Origin of the sequence: Serratia sp. 14-2641, assembly GCF_001692375.1 — a bacterium.
GTDB classification, from domain to species: Bacteria; Pseudomonadota; Gammaproteobacteria; order Enterobacterales; family Enterobacteriaceae; genus Chania; species Chania fonticola_C.
Genome location: NZ_LXKR01000031.1, coordinates 1 through 14,315 on the forward strand (window position 1 = coordinate 1; position 14,315 = coordinate 14,315).

Below are 14,315 nucleotides of genomic sequence, written 5' to 3' on the forward strand. Positions count from 1 at the left end.
TACGTAATGACATGGCAGATCTCTCATTCCACGGCATAAGCAGCTCCACTCAGAAGTACTCATACCTATGTTGTAAGTGTCTACCATGTCCCCGAACAAGTGTTCATGATGTCCTCGGTCTGTACACTCCCAAAGGGAGAGGGGACCGATCGAGTTCGTTGATTTCTCTGTGTAATACCCTGTCTTTACGTCACTTTCCGAAGCGGTACGAGCTAATCAAGGGCTCAGGGCAGCCCCCTCGCCCTTTGGGAGAGGGTTGGGGTGAGGGGAAACAGACGACTTTAGAGCTGGCCTTACAAGGGAATGATCAGAAGGAAGCAGAGATAAGCGCTGGAAAAATGGCAGAGTGCAAAATGGAGGATAAACAGCGCAACGACTTCTGGAGCATATCGGCATCATGCCGTTCTTGCCCCAGATAACCGTCGTTTTATTTCAGGCAGGCGTTACGACGGCAATCAGAGATTGATCGTGCCGAATGAGAAGTCTACGTTATTGAAAGCGGTGATGATTTTGTTGATCAGTTTCATAGTGGCAGTCCCCAGAGAGTCATTGATAGTGTGATTCATGTCACACAAATAGGCTACACTCGGCCGCCAAATCGATCAAGTATTTTGTGATGTATCTCACAAAAATATTAAACCAACGTTTTATTTTAACGTGAGTCGTTTTATCGAGCGGTTTTATCTTGGCAAACCCTACGAAATTTCAACCTGTCTCCTTTTGTCCTTTATGGGCATGCCTGTTGTCGTCAGTTTGAGACATTTAACCTGATGATTTTAATCAATAAAAAAGACTTCTCATTAACCCGTCGTTTTAAGGCGACAGGATCCGTAGAGGGGCAAATCGCAGCGAACAGGAGGGAAAAATCAGAGGGTTAATAGAGATAATTTTAAATCGTTTAAATTCAAAATGATGAGTTAAATTTTTGCCGGTTGACACTGAGGAATCAAAAGTTGGCACGCCAAGTGCAATATCTCTATCGTAGATGCTCATTCCACTTCTTATGTTCGCCTTAGGCCTCATAAACCCAGGAATGATGCAGAGCCGATTTTAGGGTGCCTATTGCCCACCTGAACGATGAAAGGGTTGCTTGCAACGGCTTCATCACACTCCGGGCAAAACGTTGAGTGAGGCACCACCCCAGTTGTCCTAGACCTGATTGCTTCTTTTATACACTTGTCTCGCGGCAAGTGTTTTTTTTTGCCCCAAGGAAAGTTTCAGGAAAAAAAAGGGCCCAGCACGGCATGCTGAGCCCTGACAAGCCAACCGGGGAAGTTACTCGCCGTTTTGCTTGAGCGTTAACATCAGCCCTTCACGGCGCATCTGTGTGGCTTCGTCGCTGCGGTGCAGCTTATCCAACGCATCTGCCAGCCAGGCGTAGTCATAGGCATCTGGCCGCTGTTGCAGTGCTGCATGGAACGCATCACTGGCTTGCTGCCATTCACCGTGCTTCATCAGTAACTGACCCAGTGTGCTGTTAAGCAACGGCGTCGCGCCATGCTGCTTGATCTGTTGGCGTAACGCTTTCTCCAACTGCTCCGGGTTGCCAGACTTGATACGTGGGATCAACAACACCAACCGCTCGTCGTATTGGCGCTTCAGACCGTCCAGCACAATGCTTTGTGCCAGTTCATGGTCATTACACTCAATAAGATGTTCCACCATCGCGACCTGTAGCGGGATTTCGTGGCGAATTTTACGGCTTTGATCTTTCCACCAGCGCTTCAACCCTTCACTGCCTTCATCGGCCATGGCCTGATTCATCAGGCCGATATAGGCCTGCTGCTGTAAAGCTTGTAGCTCTTCTTCGCTGTGCAGGTTGATTTTGCTCATCGAAGGCAGAATTTCCAGCAGTGAGGCATAAGCTCCGGTGCGCAGATAAGCCTGCTCCGCCAACCGCAGCACTTCCGGATGACGTGGTGCCTGGTTCAGCAAGCGATCGACGCCGTGCCGTGCCGCATGGGCTTCACCCTGCGCCAACTGAATACGCACGCGGGTAATGTCTACCGGCAACTGATCGGTATCGGCAGCTTCGGCGGCACGCTCCAGATACTGGTTGGTGCGGAAGCCATCGCCACGTTGCTGTGCAGCTTCCGCTGCCAGCAGGTAGTTCACCACCGGTTGCTCGGCATGATCGGCATTGCGGGTCAGCAGTTTCTCTACCTGCTTGTAATCCCCTTCCGCCAGTTTGATCAGCGCCTCTTTGGTTTGCTTACGGGCGCGGCTACGTTTGCGGCCAAGGAACCAGCCACGGGTGCGCGCGCCAGTGCGGAAGACGCGGCGCAGGATCCATTCGATGACAAACAGCACCAGGAACAGCAGTACTGCCATAATCACCAGACCGGTCACGCTGGTTTCGACGTTGTAATTGTCGGTCTGGATCAGCACATAGCCTTGGTGCCCGGCCAGCATCGGCCCCAGCACCAGGCTGGCAATCAGCACCAGAAACAGGAATAACACGCGTAACATGGCTTATCCCTCCTGGTGAGTGGCAGGGGCCTGGGCCAACAGATTACGTACCCGGGTCTGCATCAGTTTTTCCAGCATCGGCTGGCTTTTCAGCTGGCCCGGCACGTCCATGGAGATCGATTGCTGGCTCAGGTTGTCCAACTCTTCCAGGAATGCCTTGGTAGCCGGATCGGTGGTATCGAAGTAGGCGCGTACCCAGGTCGATACCGTTTCCAGCGACTGTTTATACACTTCGTTCTGATGACGAGGGATCGCCTGTGCGGCAACCAGCAGGCGCGAACGGATATTCTCACGCAGGTAGACATCCTGATTCGGCGCCAGCAGCGGTTCGGCACTGCTATCGCGACGGCGGACGGTAATAAAGTCCGCCATAAAGTTGTGCCAGCTCTTGGTCAGGTTTTGACGCCATTCGCTCAACGAACTGGACAGCTCGCCGTCGTCTTCATCCATTGGCCGTTCGTCACGGTTGTTATCCGCCAGACGCAGGTCGTCGACCTGGTTGGACAGTTGGTTGACCTTCAGGATGATGCCGTCAAAATCGATCTGCGCCACGGCGGAAAGGGTGCCGACATCTTCGGTGATGGCGCGGCGAATATCGATCAGGCTCGGATCGTTCATCTCTGCCAGGCTGGCGTCGGCGCTTTTCAGCAGCGCAGCCGCGGTGGTGACATCCTGATCGCTCCACAGCTTGCGGCCTGCCATTTTCACCAGAAAGTCCGCCTGTGCCAGCAGCCAGGTTTTGGCATCGCTGCCGGAAATGGTGGCAACCTTATCTTGCAGTTCATTGAGCTGACGCACCAGCGAGGTTTGCTCGCGATCGGTGGCCTCCAGCGTTTTCCCCTGCTGTTGCAGCAAGCCTTCCAGCGCGCTCTTTTCCTGCTGCTGGCTCTGCTTAAGCTCTGCCAACTGTTGCTGCAAGGCCTGGTTGGCGGCGATCAATGTCTGAGCCTGCTGGTGCGTGTGATAATAGCCGCCAGCACCCAGAGCGATGACCAGCACGATGGCAATCGCACCCAATACCGGGCCGGTGTTCTTACCTTTCCGGTGGTCAGCGGCTGGCTGCTGGGGGCTCTCAACCGCTGGGTTTGATTCTTCAACCGCGGCGGATGGAGTGTTTTGTTCCGTCATAGTGGCACATCCCATAGTCAGGTTATTGTAGCGCGCGGATCAGCGCGTCATTATCTGCGTTTTCAGCTACCCGAATCGTGCTCCAACCCAGCTCCTGGGCAAGGGTAGCAAGACGTTCACTGACGACTATCAGGCGGCAACGTAACAGCCACGAAGAGCGATAGTAATCAGGAACTAAAGTATAGAGCTGTTGTAACATTTCGCCGCTGGTCACTACCAGCGTATTGATACCGGCACGTTGCCAGTGGGCGCTTTGCTCACTGCCATCATAGTGCACCGGGCTGCGTTGATAACATTCATAATAGCTTACCACTGCACCCCGCTCAGCCAGCGTCTCGCCTAGCAGTTCGCGGCCGCCGTTGCCCCGCATGATCAACGCCCGTTTACCGGTGAGCTGTTGCAACGCGGGCAGCAGCAACAGCATTTCGCTGATTTCACGTTCACGCGGATAGTCTACCGGCAGGCTGCTGATGCGATGCATTGCCAGTGCGGTGGTGCGGCCAATAGCATAATAGGACAACTGGCCAGGCCATTGAAGCCCGGCACGATTGATGACCGAACTGGCATAGCTGACGGCGTGCTGCGATAGGGCAAACACCAAATCGCCCGCCTGCAACTCTGCCAGCCCCTGAGGTAAGCGGACAAGATCGTTACCGGGGGCGAAGTCGATCAGCGGCGCGTGAAAGGCAACCCGGCCAAGTGCGCGCAGGCGGCTCACCAGTTGTTCCCCGGCGGGAGAAGGGCGGGTTACCAGAATAGTCATGCAGGAGGATTTCCCTGATAAACGTCATGCAGGATCTCACGGGCACCGGCAGCCAACAGTTCTTCTGCCAGTTCTACACCCATTTGCTCAGCCTGTGCCGACGGGCCACGGCGTTCACCGCAGACCATCTGACTACCATCAGGGGCACCGACCAGCGCACGTAACCACAGTTCATCGCCTGTCAGCTCGGCATAGCTGCCGATGGGAACCTGGCAGCCCCCTTCCAGCCGGGTGTTCATCGCCCGTTCGGCGCGGACACGGATTTCTGTTTCGCGATGGTTGAGAGGGGCCAGCAAAGCGCGGGTGACGTCATCGTCAAGGCGGCATTCGATACCGACCGCACCCTGGCCGACGGCAGGCAAGGATTCTTCCGCGCTCAGTGGGCAGCGGATACGCTGTTCCAGGCCCAGACGTTTTAACCCGGCCACGGCCAGAATAATGGCGTCGTAATCGCCGTTATCCAGCTTACCCAACCTTGTGCCGACGTTGCCCCGTAGATCGCGCACGATCAGATCCGGGCGACGGCGACGCAGCTGGCATTGACGGCGCAGGCTGGAGGTACCTACCACGCTGCCTAGCGGCAGTTGATCGAGCGAGGCAAAGTTATTGGAGACGAAAGCGTCACGCGGGTCGTCACGTTCACAGATGGTGACCAGCCCCAAGCTGGCGGGGAAGTCGACGGGGACGTCTTTCATTGAGTGCACGGCAATGTCTGCCCGGCCTTCCAGCAGAGCCAGCTCAAGTTCTTTGACGAACAGGCCCTTACCGCCAACCTTGGCCAGCGGCGTATCCAGAATGATGTCGCCGCGCGTGACCATAGGCACCAGTTCCACCTGCAGGCCCGGATGGCTAGCCATCAGGCGCTGCTGAACATAGTGTGCTTGCCATAGGGCAAGTGGGCTCTGACGGGTGGCAATTCGAATAATTTTGTCTAACATGCTGGTTACCGTTTTTATAATTCGCCGTCCATCCTACCACTGAGGATCAAAACTGTCAGTGCAAGAAGCCACAGGCGGAGAAAGGACAACGGAATCAAAGGGGCGTGAGGGGAAGTTGGCGGCAGTTCACACTGCGGGTAAATCATTTATAGAAGCGCTAGGATAAGTGTGTCGCTTTACCTCCTTTACGGTCAATCAGCAAGGTGTTAGATTGATCACGTTTCCAGCAATAAGTCGTCAAAAATTCTTCTAAACTAAAGACGCAGCGGGAATACGGGTTTTTTTCAAGCATCGGGATAATCAGGCGAGACGTCTTGTACCTCTACATCGAGACACTGAAACAAAGACTGGATGCGATCAACCAACTACGTGTCGATCGTGCCCTGGCGGCCATGAAGCCCGCGTTCCAACGGGTCTACAGTCTGCTGCCTACCTTATTGCACCACCATCACCCACTGATGCCGGGCTACCTCAACGGTAACGTTCCCCATGGCATCTGTATCTACACGCCTGATGAAACCCAACAAACTTATCTCAATGATCTAGAAGACAAATGGGGCAGCCCGTTTGAAAAAATGGCCACGGGCGAACTGCCGATTACGGCGCTTTATTCCATGGGCAGCACCTCCTCGATCGGCCAGAGCTGCACCTCGGATCTGGATATCTGGGTCTGCCACCAATCCTGGCTAGACAACGAGGAACGCAGCCGCCTGCAGCAAAAATGCAGCCTGCTGGAGAAATGGGCGGCCTCGATGGGGGTGGAAGTCAGCTTCTTCCTGATCGACGAAAACCGCTTCCGCCACAACGAAAGCGGCAGCCTGGGCGGTGAAGACTGCGGCTCAACCCAACATATTCTGTTGCTCGATGAGTTCTACCGCACAGCCGTACGCCTGGCAGGGAAACGTATCCTGTGGAACATGGTGCCGGGCGAAGAGGAAGCGCATTACGATGAATATGTGCTTTCGCTCTATTCCCAGGGGGTATTAACCCCGAATGAGTGGCTGGATCTTGGCGGATTGAGCACGCTCTCTGCCGAAGAGTACTTCGGTGCCAGCCTGTGGCAGCTGTATAAGAGCATCGATTCGCCCTACAAGGCGGTGCTGAAAACCTTGCTGCTCGAAGCCTATTCATGGGAATACCCGAAAACGCAGTTGCTGGCGATGGGGATCAAGCATCGTCTGCACCAGGGGGAGATCGTCTGCTTCGGCCTCGATGCCTATTGCATGATGCTGGAGCGCGTCACCCACTACCTGACTGAAATCAACGACACCACCCGCCTTGACCTAGTTCGCCGCTGCTTCTATCTGAAGGTCTGCGAGAAGCTGTCGCAATCCAACAACGCCACCATCGGTTGGCGGCGGGAAATCCTCAGCCAACTGGTCAGTGAGTGGGGCTGGGACGAAGAGCGGTTGGAGATCCTCGATAACCGGGCTAACTGGAAGATCGAACGGGTGCGCGAAGCCCATAACGAACTGCTGGATGCGATGATGCAAAGCTATCGCAACCTGATCCGTTTCGCTCGCCGCAACAATCTCAGCGTCAGTGCCAGCCCGCAGGATATCGGAGTGTTGACCCGTAAACTGTACGCGGCCTTTGAGGCACTGCCGGGTAAGGTGACGCTGGTGAACCCGCAAATTTCACCAGACCTGTCAGAAAACGACCTGACCTTTATTCACGTGCCGATTGGCCGCGCCAACCGCACCGGCTGGTACCTGTACAATCAGGCACCGGAGATGAGCTCGATCGTCAGCCATCAGCCGCTGGAATATAACCGCTATCTCAACAAGTTGGTGGCCTGGGCTTACTTCAACGGCCTGCTCACCTCACGCACCCGTTTGCATATCAAGAGCGGTAATATCTGCGACACCGCCAAACTGCAGGAACTGGTTACCGACGTGTCGCACCATTTCCCGCTGCGCTTGGCCGCTCCGACGCCGAAAGCGCTCTACAGCCCGTGCGAAATCCGCCATCTGGCGATTATCGTCAACCTGGAAAACGACCCGACGGCGGCCTTCCGTAATCAGGTGGTGCATTTCGATTTCCGCAAGCTGGACGTGTTCAGCTTTGGCCAACAGCAGCAATGCTTGGTTGGCAGTATCGATCTGCTGTACCGCAACTCATGGAACGAAGTGCGTACCCTGCATTTCAGCGGTGAGCAGTCGGTGCTTGAAGCGTTGAAGACCATTCTGGGCAAGATGCATCAGGATGCTGCACCGCCGGAATCGGTGGAGGTATTCTGCTATAGCCAGCACCTGCGTGGCCTGATCCGTACCCGCATTCAACAACTGGTTTCCGAGTGTATCGAGCTGCGTCTTTCCAGCACTCGCCTGGAGCCGGGCCGGTTTAAAGCGGTGCGTGTGGCCGGGCAAACCTGGGGCCTGTTCTTCGAACGCCTGAGCGTGTCGGTGCAGAAGCTGGAAAACGCCGTGGAGTTCTATGGGGCTATCTCCAACAACAAACTGCATGGTCTGTCGATCAAGGTAGAAACCGATCAGGTGCATTTGCCACCGGTAGTCGATGGTTTTGCCAGTGAGGGGATTATCCAGTTCTTCTTTGAAGACACCACGGATGATAAAGGCTTCAACATTTACATTCTGGATGAGTCGAACCGGGTTGAGGTGTATCACCATTGTGAAGGGAGCAAAGAGGAGTTGGTGCGCGATGTCAGCCGCTTCTATTCCTCCTCACACGATCGCTTTACCTACGGCTCCAGCTTTATCAACTTCAACCTGCCGCAGTTTTATCAGATAGTCCATCTCGATGGGCGCACCCAGGTGATCCCATTCCGCAGCAATGCGTTGTCGAACCTGTGTATCACGGTCGCCGACGGCAATGTCGCACAGCCTCTGAAGCAACAGTTCCAACTGCATTAATGCTTGAGGGCGCAGTATTGCGCCCCATCAGCAGAACTCAGCTAAAGCTGACCGTCTCGCCGGACTGTGTGCTGGCCGCTTCACTCAGTAACTCATAAAATTCCCGGCCGCTGCGATCGCACTGCCAGCTCTCGTCACGATAGTTAAAGTGATAGCCTCCGGCCTTGGTGGCCAGCCACACCTGGTGCAACGGCTCCTGACGGTTGATCACAATCTTGCTGCCGTTTTCGAAGCTTAGCGTCATCACCCCGCCGTTGGTTTCGTAATCGATATCCGCATCACCATCAAAATCGTCCAGGGTCTGTTCAATATTCAGCATCAGTTGGTCGGCCAACTGGTGAAACTCGCTATCGTTCATATTCGATTCCTATTGCTTTTCATGATCCACCTGCGATTATAGTGAGCTTGGACGCATGAATTACAGGCATTAATGCAAATGAAAAAACAACTACGCTATGCGCTGATGGCCGTTTTGCTGGCCGGGCTCTCTGGCTGTGGCCTGAAGGGCCCGCTGTATTTTCCACCGAAGGACAAACCGGCAGAGCAACCGGTAACCAGTGCTGGTACCGTTAGCAAAAACCAACAAGAACCCGCTGGCACTCAGCAGCAACCGTCGATGATCAATCAGTAATGAGCCTTTATGGTGGTTGATGCCACCATAAGTATCAGACGGTACGTCGTCCAGATAGCGGAGTATGATATGCAGTTCTCCAAAATGCACGGTTTAGGCAACGACTTTATGGTGGTCGATGCCGTTACACAGAACGTCTACTTTTCACCTGAGCTGATCCGCCGTCTGGCCGACCGGCATCTGGGCGTGGGTTTTGACCAGATGCTGGTGGTAGAACCGCCGTACGATCCCGAACTCGATTTCCATTACCGTATTTTCAATGCTGACGGCAGTGAAGTGGCCCAGTGCGGTAACGGCGCCCGCTGCTTTGCCCGCTTTGTGCGCTTGAAAGGCTTGACCAACAAGCGTGATATCCGCGTCAGCACCCAGACCGGGCGCATGATCCTGAGCGTCACCGATGATGACCTGGTGTGCGTCAATATGGGCGAGCCGAATTTCGATCCGCAGATTGTACCGTTTCGCGCCACCAAAGCGGAAAAGACCTACATTATGCGCGCGGCGGAACATACGGTGCTGTGCGGCGTAGTCTCAATGGGTAACCCGCACTGTGTGTTGCAGGTGGACGACGTGAAAACTGCCAAGGTGGAGCTGTTGGGACCGGTGCTGGAAGGACACGATCGCTTCCCGGAACGTGCCAACATCGGCTTTATGCAGGTGGTGAGCCGTGAGCACATCAAACTGCGGGTTTATGAGCGCGGTGCCGGTGAAACTCAGGCCTGTGGCAGTGGTGCCTGTGCCGCCGTGGCGGTGGGCATTCAGCAAGAGCTGCTGGCGGAAGAGGTGCATGTCGAACTGCCCGGCGGTAGCCTGCATATCCGCTGGAAAGGGCCAGGAGAGCCGTTATTTATGACCGGCCCGGCCACCCATGTTTATGACGGATTTATTCACTTATGAAGCAGGTTGACGATCGAATAGCCACGGGCGTTGAGCTTGATGATGACTCGGTGATGCAATTTCTGATGCAGAATCCGGACTTCTTTATGCGCAATGCGCGGCTGGTTGAACAGATGCGAGTGCCTCACCCGGTGCGGGGCACGGTATCGTTGGTGGAGTGGCATCTGGCGCGTCAGCGCAACCAAATCACCCAGTTGGAAGAAGAGATCACCTTGCTGATGGAGCAGGCCAGCGCTAACGAATCGCTGTTTGGCAGCCTGCTGCATCTACAGGCCGACCTGGCCACCGCCAGCAGCCTGCAGGATATGCTCAACCGCTTACAGCGTTGGGCGCGCGGGTTTGGGTTGGCAGGGGCGAATATCCGCCTGTTTGCCGATCGCTGGAATATTGGCGCACCGTCGGACTTCACCCATCTTGGCCTGGCGCGCTCGGCGTTTGAGCCGCTGCGAATTCAACGCCTGGGGGATCGCTATCACTACCTCGGCAACCTTAATGGCCCCGAACTGCTGCTGTTGTTGCCGCAGGCCAAACAGGTTGGCTCCGTGGCGCTGTCGTTGTTGGGGGAGCAGGGCGATCTCGGCATGGTGATCTTCAGCAGCCGCGATACTCAACATTATCAACAGGGGATGGGCACCGTGATGCTCGGCCAACTGGCGCGTATGTTGCCAAAACTGTTGGAACGCTGGATAGAACGCGCATGACCGGCGTAGCGGCCAACCTGCAACCGCTGGTGGACGCTTTCCTGCGTTATTTAAAGGTGGAGAGGCAACTCAGCCCACTGACTCAGATCAGCTATTCGCGCCAGTTGCAGGCATTGATCGCCATGGCAGGCGAACTGGGCATCAGTGAATGGCCGATGCTGGATGCCGCCAGAGTGCGTCAGTTGGCAGCCCGCAGTAAGCGCGCCGGGTTACAGTCTTCAAGCCTGGCGTTGCGCCTTTCTGCATTACGCAGTTTTCTGGACTGGCTGGTCGGCCAGGGCGTGATAAGCGCCAACCCTGCCAAAGGCATCCGCACACCGCGCAGTGGCCGTCATTTGCCGAAGAATATCGACGTCGATGAAATGAACCAGCTGCTGAACATCGATCTTAACGATCCGCTGGCGGTTCGCGATCGCGCAATGCTGGAAGTGATGTACGGGGCCGGGCTGCGTCTGGCCGAGCTGGTGGGGCTGGATTGCCGCCATGTCGATCTGGGCGGCGGTGAGATCTGGGTGCTGGGGAAAGGCAGCAAAGAACGCAAATTGCCGATAGGCCGTACGGCGGTCACCTGGCTGGAACACTGGCTGGCGCTGCGCGATCTGTTCGCGCCGCAGGATGATGCCATGTTCCTCTCCAATCAGGGCAAGCGCATCTCGGCGCGCAACGTACAGAAACGTTTTGCCGAGTGGGGCGTCAAGCAGGGCGTCAACAGCCATATCCATCCGCACAAGCTGCGCCACTCCTTTGCCACCCATATGCTGGAATCGAGCGGCGATCTGCGCGCGGTGCAGGAGTTGCTGGGGCACGCCAACCTGACCACCACGCAAATTTATACCCACCTCGACTTTCAACATCTGGCGAACGTGTACGATGCCGCGCATCCACGCGCCAAACGAGGGAAATCCTGATGCACTTTTACCGTCCGTTACGCCCGCTGGCCGCACTGACTTTCGATCTGGACGATACGCTGTATGACAACCGTCCGGTGATCAAGCAGACCGAGCATGAGTCGGTGGCCTTTTTGCAGAACTACCATCCGGGATTGAGCCACTTCCAGTCGGCGGACTTCCACCGTTTACGGCAGGAACTGCGTGAACAGGATCCGGAGATTTACCACGACGTTACTCAATGGCGCTGGCGGGCGGTCCACCTGGCGTTGAGCCGTCAGGGGCTGCGCGATGCTGAAGCGTCCATCGGTGCGGATGCCGCCATGCAGAACTTTGCCCTTTGGCGTAGCCGGATCGATGTTCCGGAAGCCACTCACGCTACCTTGCGGGCGCTGGGGCAACGTTATCCGCTGGTGGCGATCACCAATGGCAATGCCGATCCGGCCCAGTGCGGCTTGGAGCAATACTTCGAGTTTGTACTGCGCTCCGGGCCAGATGGGCGCGCCAAGCCGTATCAGGATATGTATCAACTGGCGGTCGAAAGGTTGGGCGTGGCGCCAGAACACATTCTGCACGTCGGGGATGACCTGACCACCGACGTTGCTGGGGCGCTGCGTTCGGGCCTGCAAGCCTGCTGGATCAACGACCGTCAGCGCAGCCTGATGCAGGTGGCTGACAGCCGTCTGCTACCACATATTGAGATTTCGCAGTTGGCATCGCTGACAGCATTGTTATAATCCCAGCAGAACTCTGTATAAATTCCCAGTGGAAAGCGCGTGGAAGCGGGTTTTCCCTTTACCAATCAATGGTGCCTATGGACGTTTCCGACCTGCTCGACAGCATGAATGATAAACAACGCGAAGCCGTGGCTGCGCCACGCAGCAACCTGTTGGTGCTGGCCGGTGCAGGCAGCGGCAAGACCCGGGTGCTGGTGCATCGCATTGCCTGGCTACTGGCGGTGGAGAACTGCTCGCCGTACTCCATCATGGCGGTGACTTTCACCAACAAGGCGGCAGCAGAGATGCGCCACCGTATCGAACACCTGATTGGCACCAGCCAGGGCGGCATGTGGATCGGCACCTTCCACGGCTTGGCACACCGCCTGCTGCGCGCTCATCATATGGACGCCAACCTGCCGCAGGACTTCCAGATCCTGGATAGTGAAGATCAGCTGCGCCTGCTGAAACGCATCGTGCGGGCGCTGAACATTGACGAGAAGCAATGGCCGCCGCGCCAGGCGATGTGGTACATCAACGGCAAGAAGGACGACGGCCTGCGCCCGCAGCATATCGAAAGCTACGGTAACCCGGTGGAAGCCACCTGGCTGCGGATCTATCAGGCTTATCAAGAGGCTTGCGATCGTGCAGGGCTGGTCGATTTTGCCGAATTGCTGTTGCGCGCCCATGAGCTGTGGCTGAACAAGCCGCATATCCTCAATCATTATCGTGAGCGCTTCACCAATATCCTGGTGGACGAATTCCAGGACACCAACCGCATCCAGTACGCCTGGATCCACATGCTGGCCGGGGGCAAGGCCAACGTGATGATCGTGGGGGATGATGACCAGTCGATCTACGGCTGGCGTGGTGCACAGGTGGAAAACATCCAGCGTTTCCTGAAGGATTTCCCCGGTGCGGAAACGGTGCGTCTGGAGCAGAACTACCGCTCGACCAGCACCATCCTGAAGGCTGCCAACACCCTGATCGCCAATAACGACGGGCGCATGGGCAAAAACCTGTGGACCGAAGGGGCCGAAGGCGAGCCGATCTCGATTTACTGCGCATTCAACGAACTGGATGAAGCCCGCTTTGTGGTTAACCGCATCAAGGCCTGGCAGGACAACGGCGGCGCGCTGAACGACTGTGCCATCCTGTATCGCAGCAACGCCCAATCGCGCGTGCTGGAAGAGGCATTGTTGCAAACTGCCATGCCATACCGCATTTACGGTGGCATGCGCTTCTTCGAACGTCAGGAGATCAAGGATGCTCTGGCCTATCTGCGGCTGATCGCCAACCGTAACGATGATGCAGCCTTTGAGCGCGTCGTGAATACCCCAACGCGTGGCATTGGCGATCGTACCCTAGACGTAGTGCGCCAGGCGGCACGAGACCGCCAGCTGACGCTGTGGCAGGCTACGCGTGCGCTGCTGCAAGATAAGGTGCTGGCGGGCCGTGCAGCGTCCTCCCTGCAGCGTTTTCTGGAGTTGGTGGACTCATTGGCCCACGAAACCGCCGAAATGCCGTTGCATGTGCAAACCGACCGGGTGATCCGCGATTCCGGGCTGTTCATCATGTATGAGCAGGAAAAGGGCGAGAAGGGTCAGGCGCGTATCGAAAACCTTGAGGAACTGGTCACGGCCACGCGCCAATACAGCTACCAGGATGAAGATCAGGATCTGATGCCGTTGCAGGCCTTCCTGTCCCATGCCGCGCTGGAAGCGGGAGAAGGGCAGGCAGATGCTTATCAGGACGCGGTTCAACTGATGACCCTGCACTCGGCCAAAGGGTTGGAGTTCCGCCAGGTATTTATCGTCGGCATGGAAGAGGGCATGTTCCCAAGCCAGATGTCGCTGGATGAAGGTGGCCGCCTGGAAGAGGAACGCCGTCTGGCCTATGTTGGCCTGACCCGTGCGATGCAAAAGCTGACGCTGACCTATGCGGAAACCCGCCGCCTGTATGGTAAAGAGGTGTATCACCGGCCATCACGCTTTATCGGTGAGATCCCGGAAGACTGCGTGGAAGAGGTGCGCCTGCGGGCTAGCGTTTCCCGCTCGGTAAGCCACCGCCGGATGGGGACGCCGATCAGTGAAAACGACACTGGTTACAAGCTTGGGCAGCGCGTGCGCCATGCCAAGTTTGGCGAGGGCACCATCGTCAACCTGGAAGGCAGCGGTGAACACAGCCGGTTGCAGATCGCGTTTCAGGGTGAAGGCATCAAGTGGCTGGTAGCAGCTTACGCCAAGCTGGAAACGGTATAACATCCCCTCACCCCAACCCTCTTCCACAGGGAGAGGGCGCTCAAAGTCCCTGCT

General features: G+C 56.3%; 12 protein-coding genes. 7 read left to right on the forward strand and 5 right to left on the reverse strand.

The genetic code is table 11. The features are described 5' to 3' along the window. Positions 1–1,275: 1,275 nt before the first annotated feature. Genes hemY through hemC form a run of 4 tightly spaced genes read right to left on the reverse strand, consistent with a single transcriptional unit; the run spans position 1,276 to position 5,298 of the window. The gene (gene hemY, locus A6U95_RS13545) at positions 1,276–2,469 is read right to left on the reverse strand and encodes a protoheme IX biogenesis protein HemY (RefSeq protein ID WP_024529529.1); all 1,194 of its coding nucleotides are present in this window, start codon (positions 2,467–2,469) and stop codon (positions 1,276–1,278) included. A 3-nt stretch (positions 2,470–2,472) separates the two neighbouring features. Beyond that, the gene (gene hemX / locus A6U95_RS13550) at positions 2,473–3,597 is read right to left on the reverse strand and encodes a uroporphyrinogen-III C-methyltransferase (protein WP_024529530.1); all 1,125 of its coding nucleotides are present in this window, start codon (positions 3,595–3,597) and stop codon (positions 2,473–2,475) included. A gap of 22 nt (positions 3,598–3,619) precedes the next feature. Next, entirely contained in the window at positions 3,620–4,360 is a 741-nt protein-coding gene (gene hemD / locus A6U95_RS13555) for a uroporphyrinogen-III synthase (RefSeq protein WP_024529531.1), read from the reverse strand. Next, the gene (hemC, locus tag A6U95_RS13560; RefSeq protein WP_065684865.1) at positions 4,357–5,298 is read right to left on the reverse strand and encodes a hydroxymethylbilane synthase; all 942 of its coding nucleotides are present in this window, start codon (positions 5,296–5,298) and stop codon (positions 4,357–4,359) included. Before hemC ends, hemD begins: the two co-directional genes overlap by 4 nt. Before the next feature lie 314 nt (positions 5,299–5,612). On the opposite strand from hemC, the gene A6U95_RS13565 reads away from it, so the two are divergent. Next, the gene (locus tag A6U95_RS13565; protein ID WP_065684866.1) at positions 5,613–8,171 is read left to right on the forward strand and encodes a class I adenylate cyclase; all 2,559 of its coding nucleotides are present in this window, start codon (positions 5,613–5,615) and stop codon (positions 8,169–8,171) included. A 37-nt stretch (positions 8,172–8,208) separates the two neighbouring features. Here A6U95_RS13565 and cyaY read toward each other — a convergent pair whose 3' ends face one another. After that, on the reverse strand, positions 8,209–8,529 hold the full coding sequence (gene cyaY / locus A6U95_RS13570; protein WP_024529533.1) for an iron donor protein CyaY: 321 nt from the start codon (positions 8,527–8,529) through the stop codon (positions 8,209–8,211). A gap of 78 nt (positions 8,530–8,607) precedes the next feature. Between cyaY and A6U95_RS13575 the strand changes: the two genes are divergently transcribed. The 6 genes from A6U95_RS13575 (at position 8,608) to uvrD (ending at position 14,261) form a co-directional block, all read left to right on the forward strand. Next, a complete protein-coding gene (locus A6U95_RS13575; protein WP_282440812.1) occupies positions 8,608–8,802 on the forward strand; it encodes a lipoprotein in 195 nt (64 codons plus the stop codon). 69 nt (positions 8,803–8,871) lie between these two features. Further along, on the forward strand, positions 8,872–9,696 hold the full coding sequence (gene dapF, locus A6U95_RS13580; RefSeq protein ID WP_021181537.1) for a diaminopimelate epimerase: 825 nt from the start codon (positions 8,872–8,874) through the stop codon (positions 9,694–9,696). Beyond that, positions 9,693–10,397 (forward strand): DUF484 domain-containing protein, encoded by a 705-nt coding sequence (locus A6U95_RS13585; protein WP_024529535.1) that lies wholly within the window; start codon positions 9,693–9,695, stop codon positions 10,395–10,397. Before dapF ends, A6U95_RS13585 begins: the two co-directional genes overlap by 4 nt. After that, positions 10,394–11,305: a tyrosine recombinase XerC gene (xerC, locus tag A6U95_RS13590; RefSeq protein ID WP_065684867.1), complete on the forward strand. Its 912-nt coding sequence runs from the start codon at positions 10,394–10,396 to the stop codon at positions 11,303–11,305. The genes A6U95_RS13585 and xerC overlap by 4 nt, the downstream gene beginning before the upstream one ends. Further along, positions 11,305–12,021 carry a 5-amino-6-(5-phospho-D-ribitylamino)uracil phosphatase YigB gene (yigB, locus tag A6U95_RS13595; protein ID WP_065684868.1) on the forward strand — a complete coding sequence of 239 codons (717 nt, stop codon included), beginning with the start codon at positions 11,305–11,307 and terminating at the stop codon, positions 12,019–12,021. Before xerC ends, yigB begins: the two co-directional genes overlap by 1 nt. Positions 12,022–12,098: 77 nt before the next feature. Then, entirely contained in the window at positions 12,099–14,261 is a 2,163-nt protein-coding gene (gene uvrD, locus A6U95_RS13600) for a DNA helicase II (RefSeq protein WP_021181533.1), read from the forward strand. Positions 14,262–14,315 lie beyond the last annotated feature (54 nt).

Coding starts and splice junctions, on each gene's coding strand:
- hemC (WP_065684865.1), bottom strand. CDS start 5,298: ATGTTAGACAAAATTATTCGAATTGCCACCCGTCAGAGCCCACTTGCC.
- hemY (WP_024529529.1), bottom strand. CDS start 2,469: ATGTTACGCGTGTTATTCCTGTTTCTGGTGCTGATTGCCAGCCTGGTG.
- A6U95_RS13585 (WP_024529535.1), top strand. CDS start 9,693: ATGAAGCAGGTTGACGATCGAATAGCCACGGGCGTTGAGCTTGATGAT.
- hemD (WP_024529531.1), bottom strand. CDS start 4,360: ATGACTATTCTGGTAACCCGCCCTTCTCCCGCCGGGGAACAACTGGTG.
- hemX (WP_024529530.1), bottom strand. CDS start 3,597: ATGACGGAACAAAACACTCCATCCGCCGCGGTTGAAGAATCAAACCCA.
- yigB (WP_065684868.1), top strand. CDS start 11,305: ATGCACTTTTACCGTCCGTTACGCCCGCTGGCCGCACTGACTTTCGAT.
- cyaY (WP_024529533.1), bottom strand. CDS start 8,529: ATGAACGATAGCGAGTTTCACCAGTTGGCCGACCAACTGATGCTGAAT.
- xerC (WP_065684867.1), top strand. CDS start 10,394: ATGACCGGCGTAGCGGCCAACCTGCAACCGCTGGTGGACGCTTTCCTG.
- A6U95_RS13575 (WP_282440812.1), top strand. CDS start 8,608: ATGAAAAAACAACTACGCTATGCGCTGATGGCCGTTTTGCTGGCCGGG.
- dapF (WP_021181537.1), top strand. CDS start 8,872: ATGCAGTTCTCCAAAATGCACGGTTTAGGCAACGACTTTATGGTGGTC.
- uvrD (WP_021181533.1), top strand. CDS start 12,099: ATGGACGTTTCCGACCTGCTCGACAGCATGAATGATAAACAACGCGAA.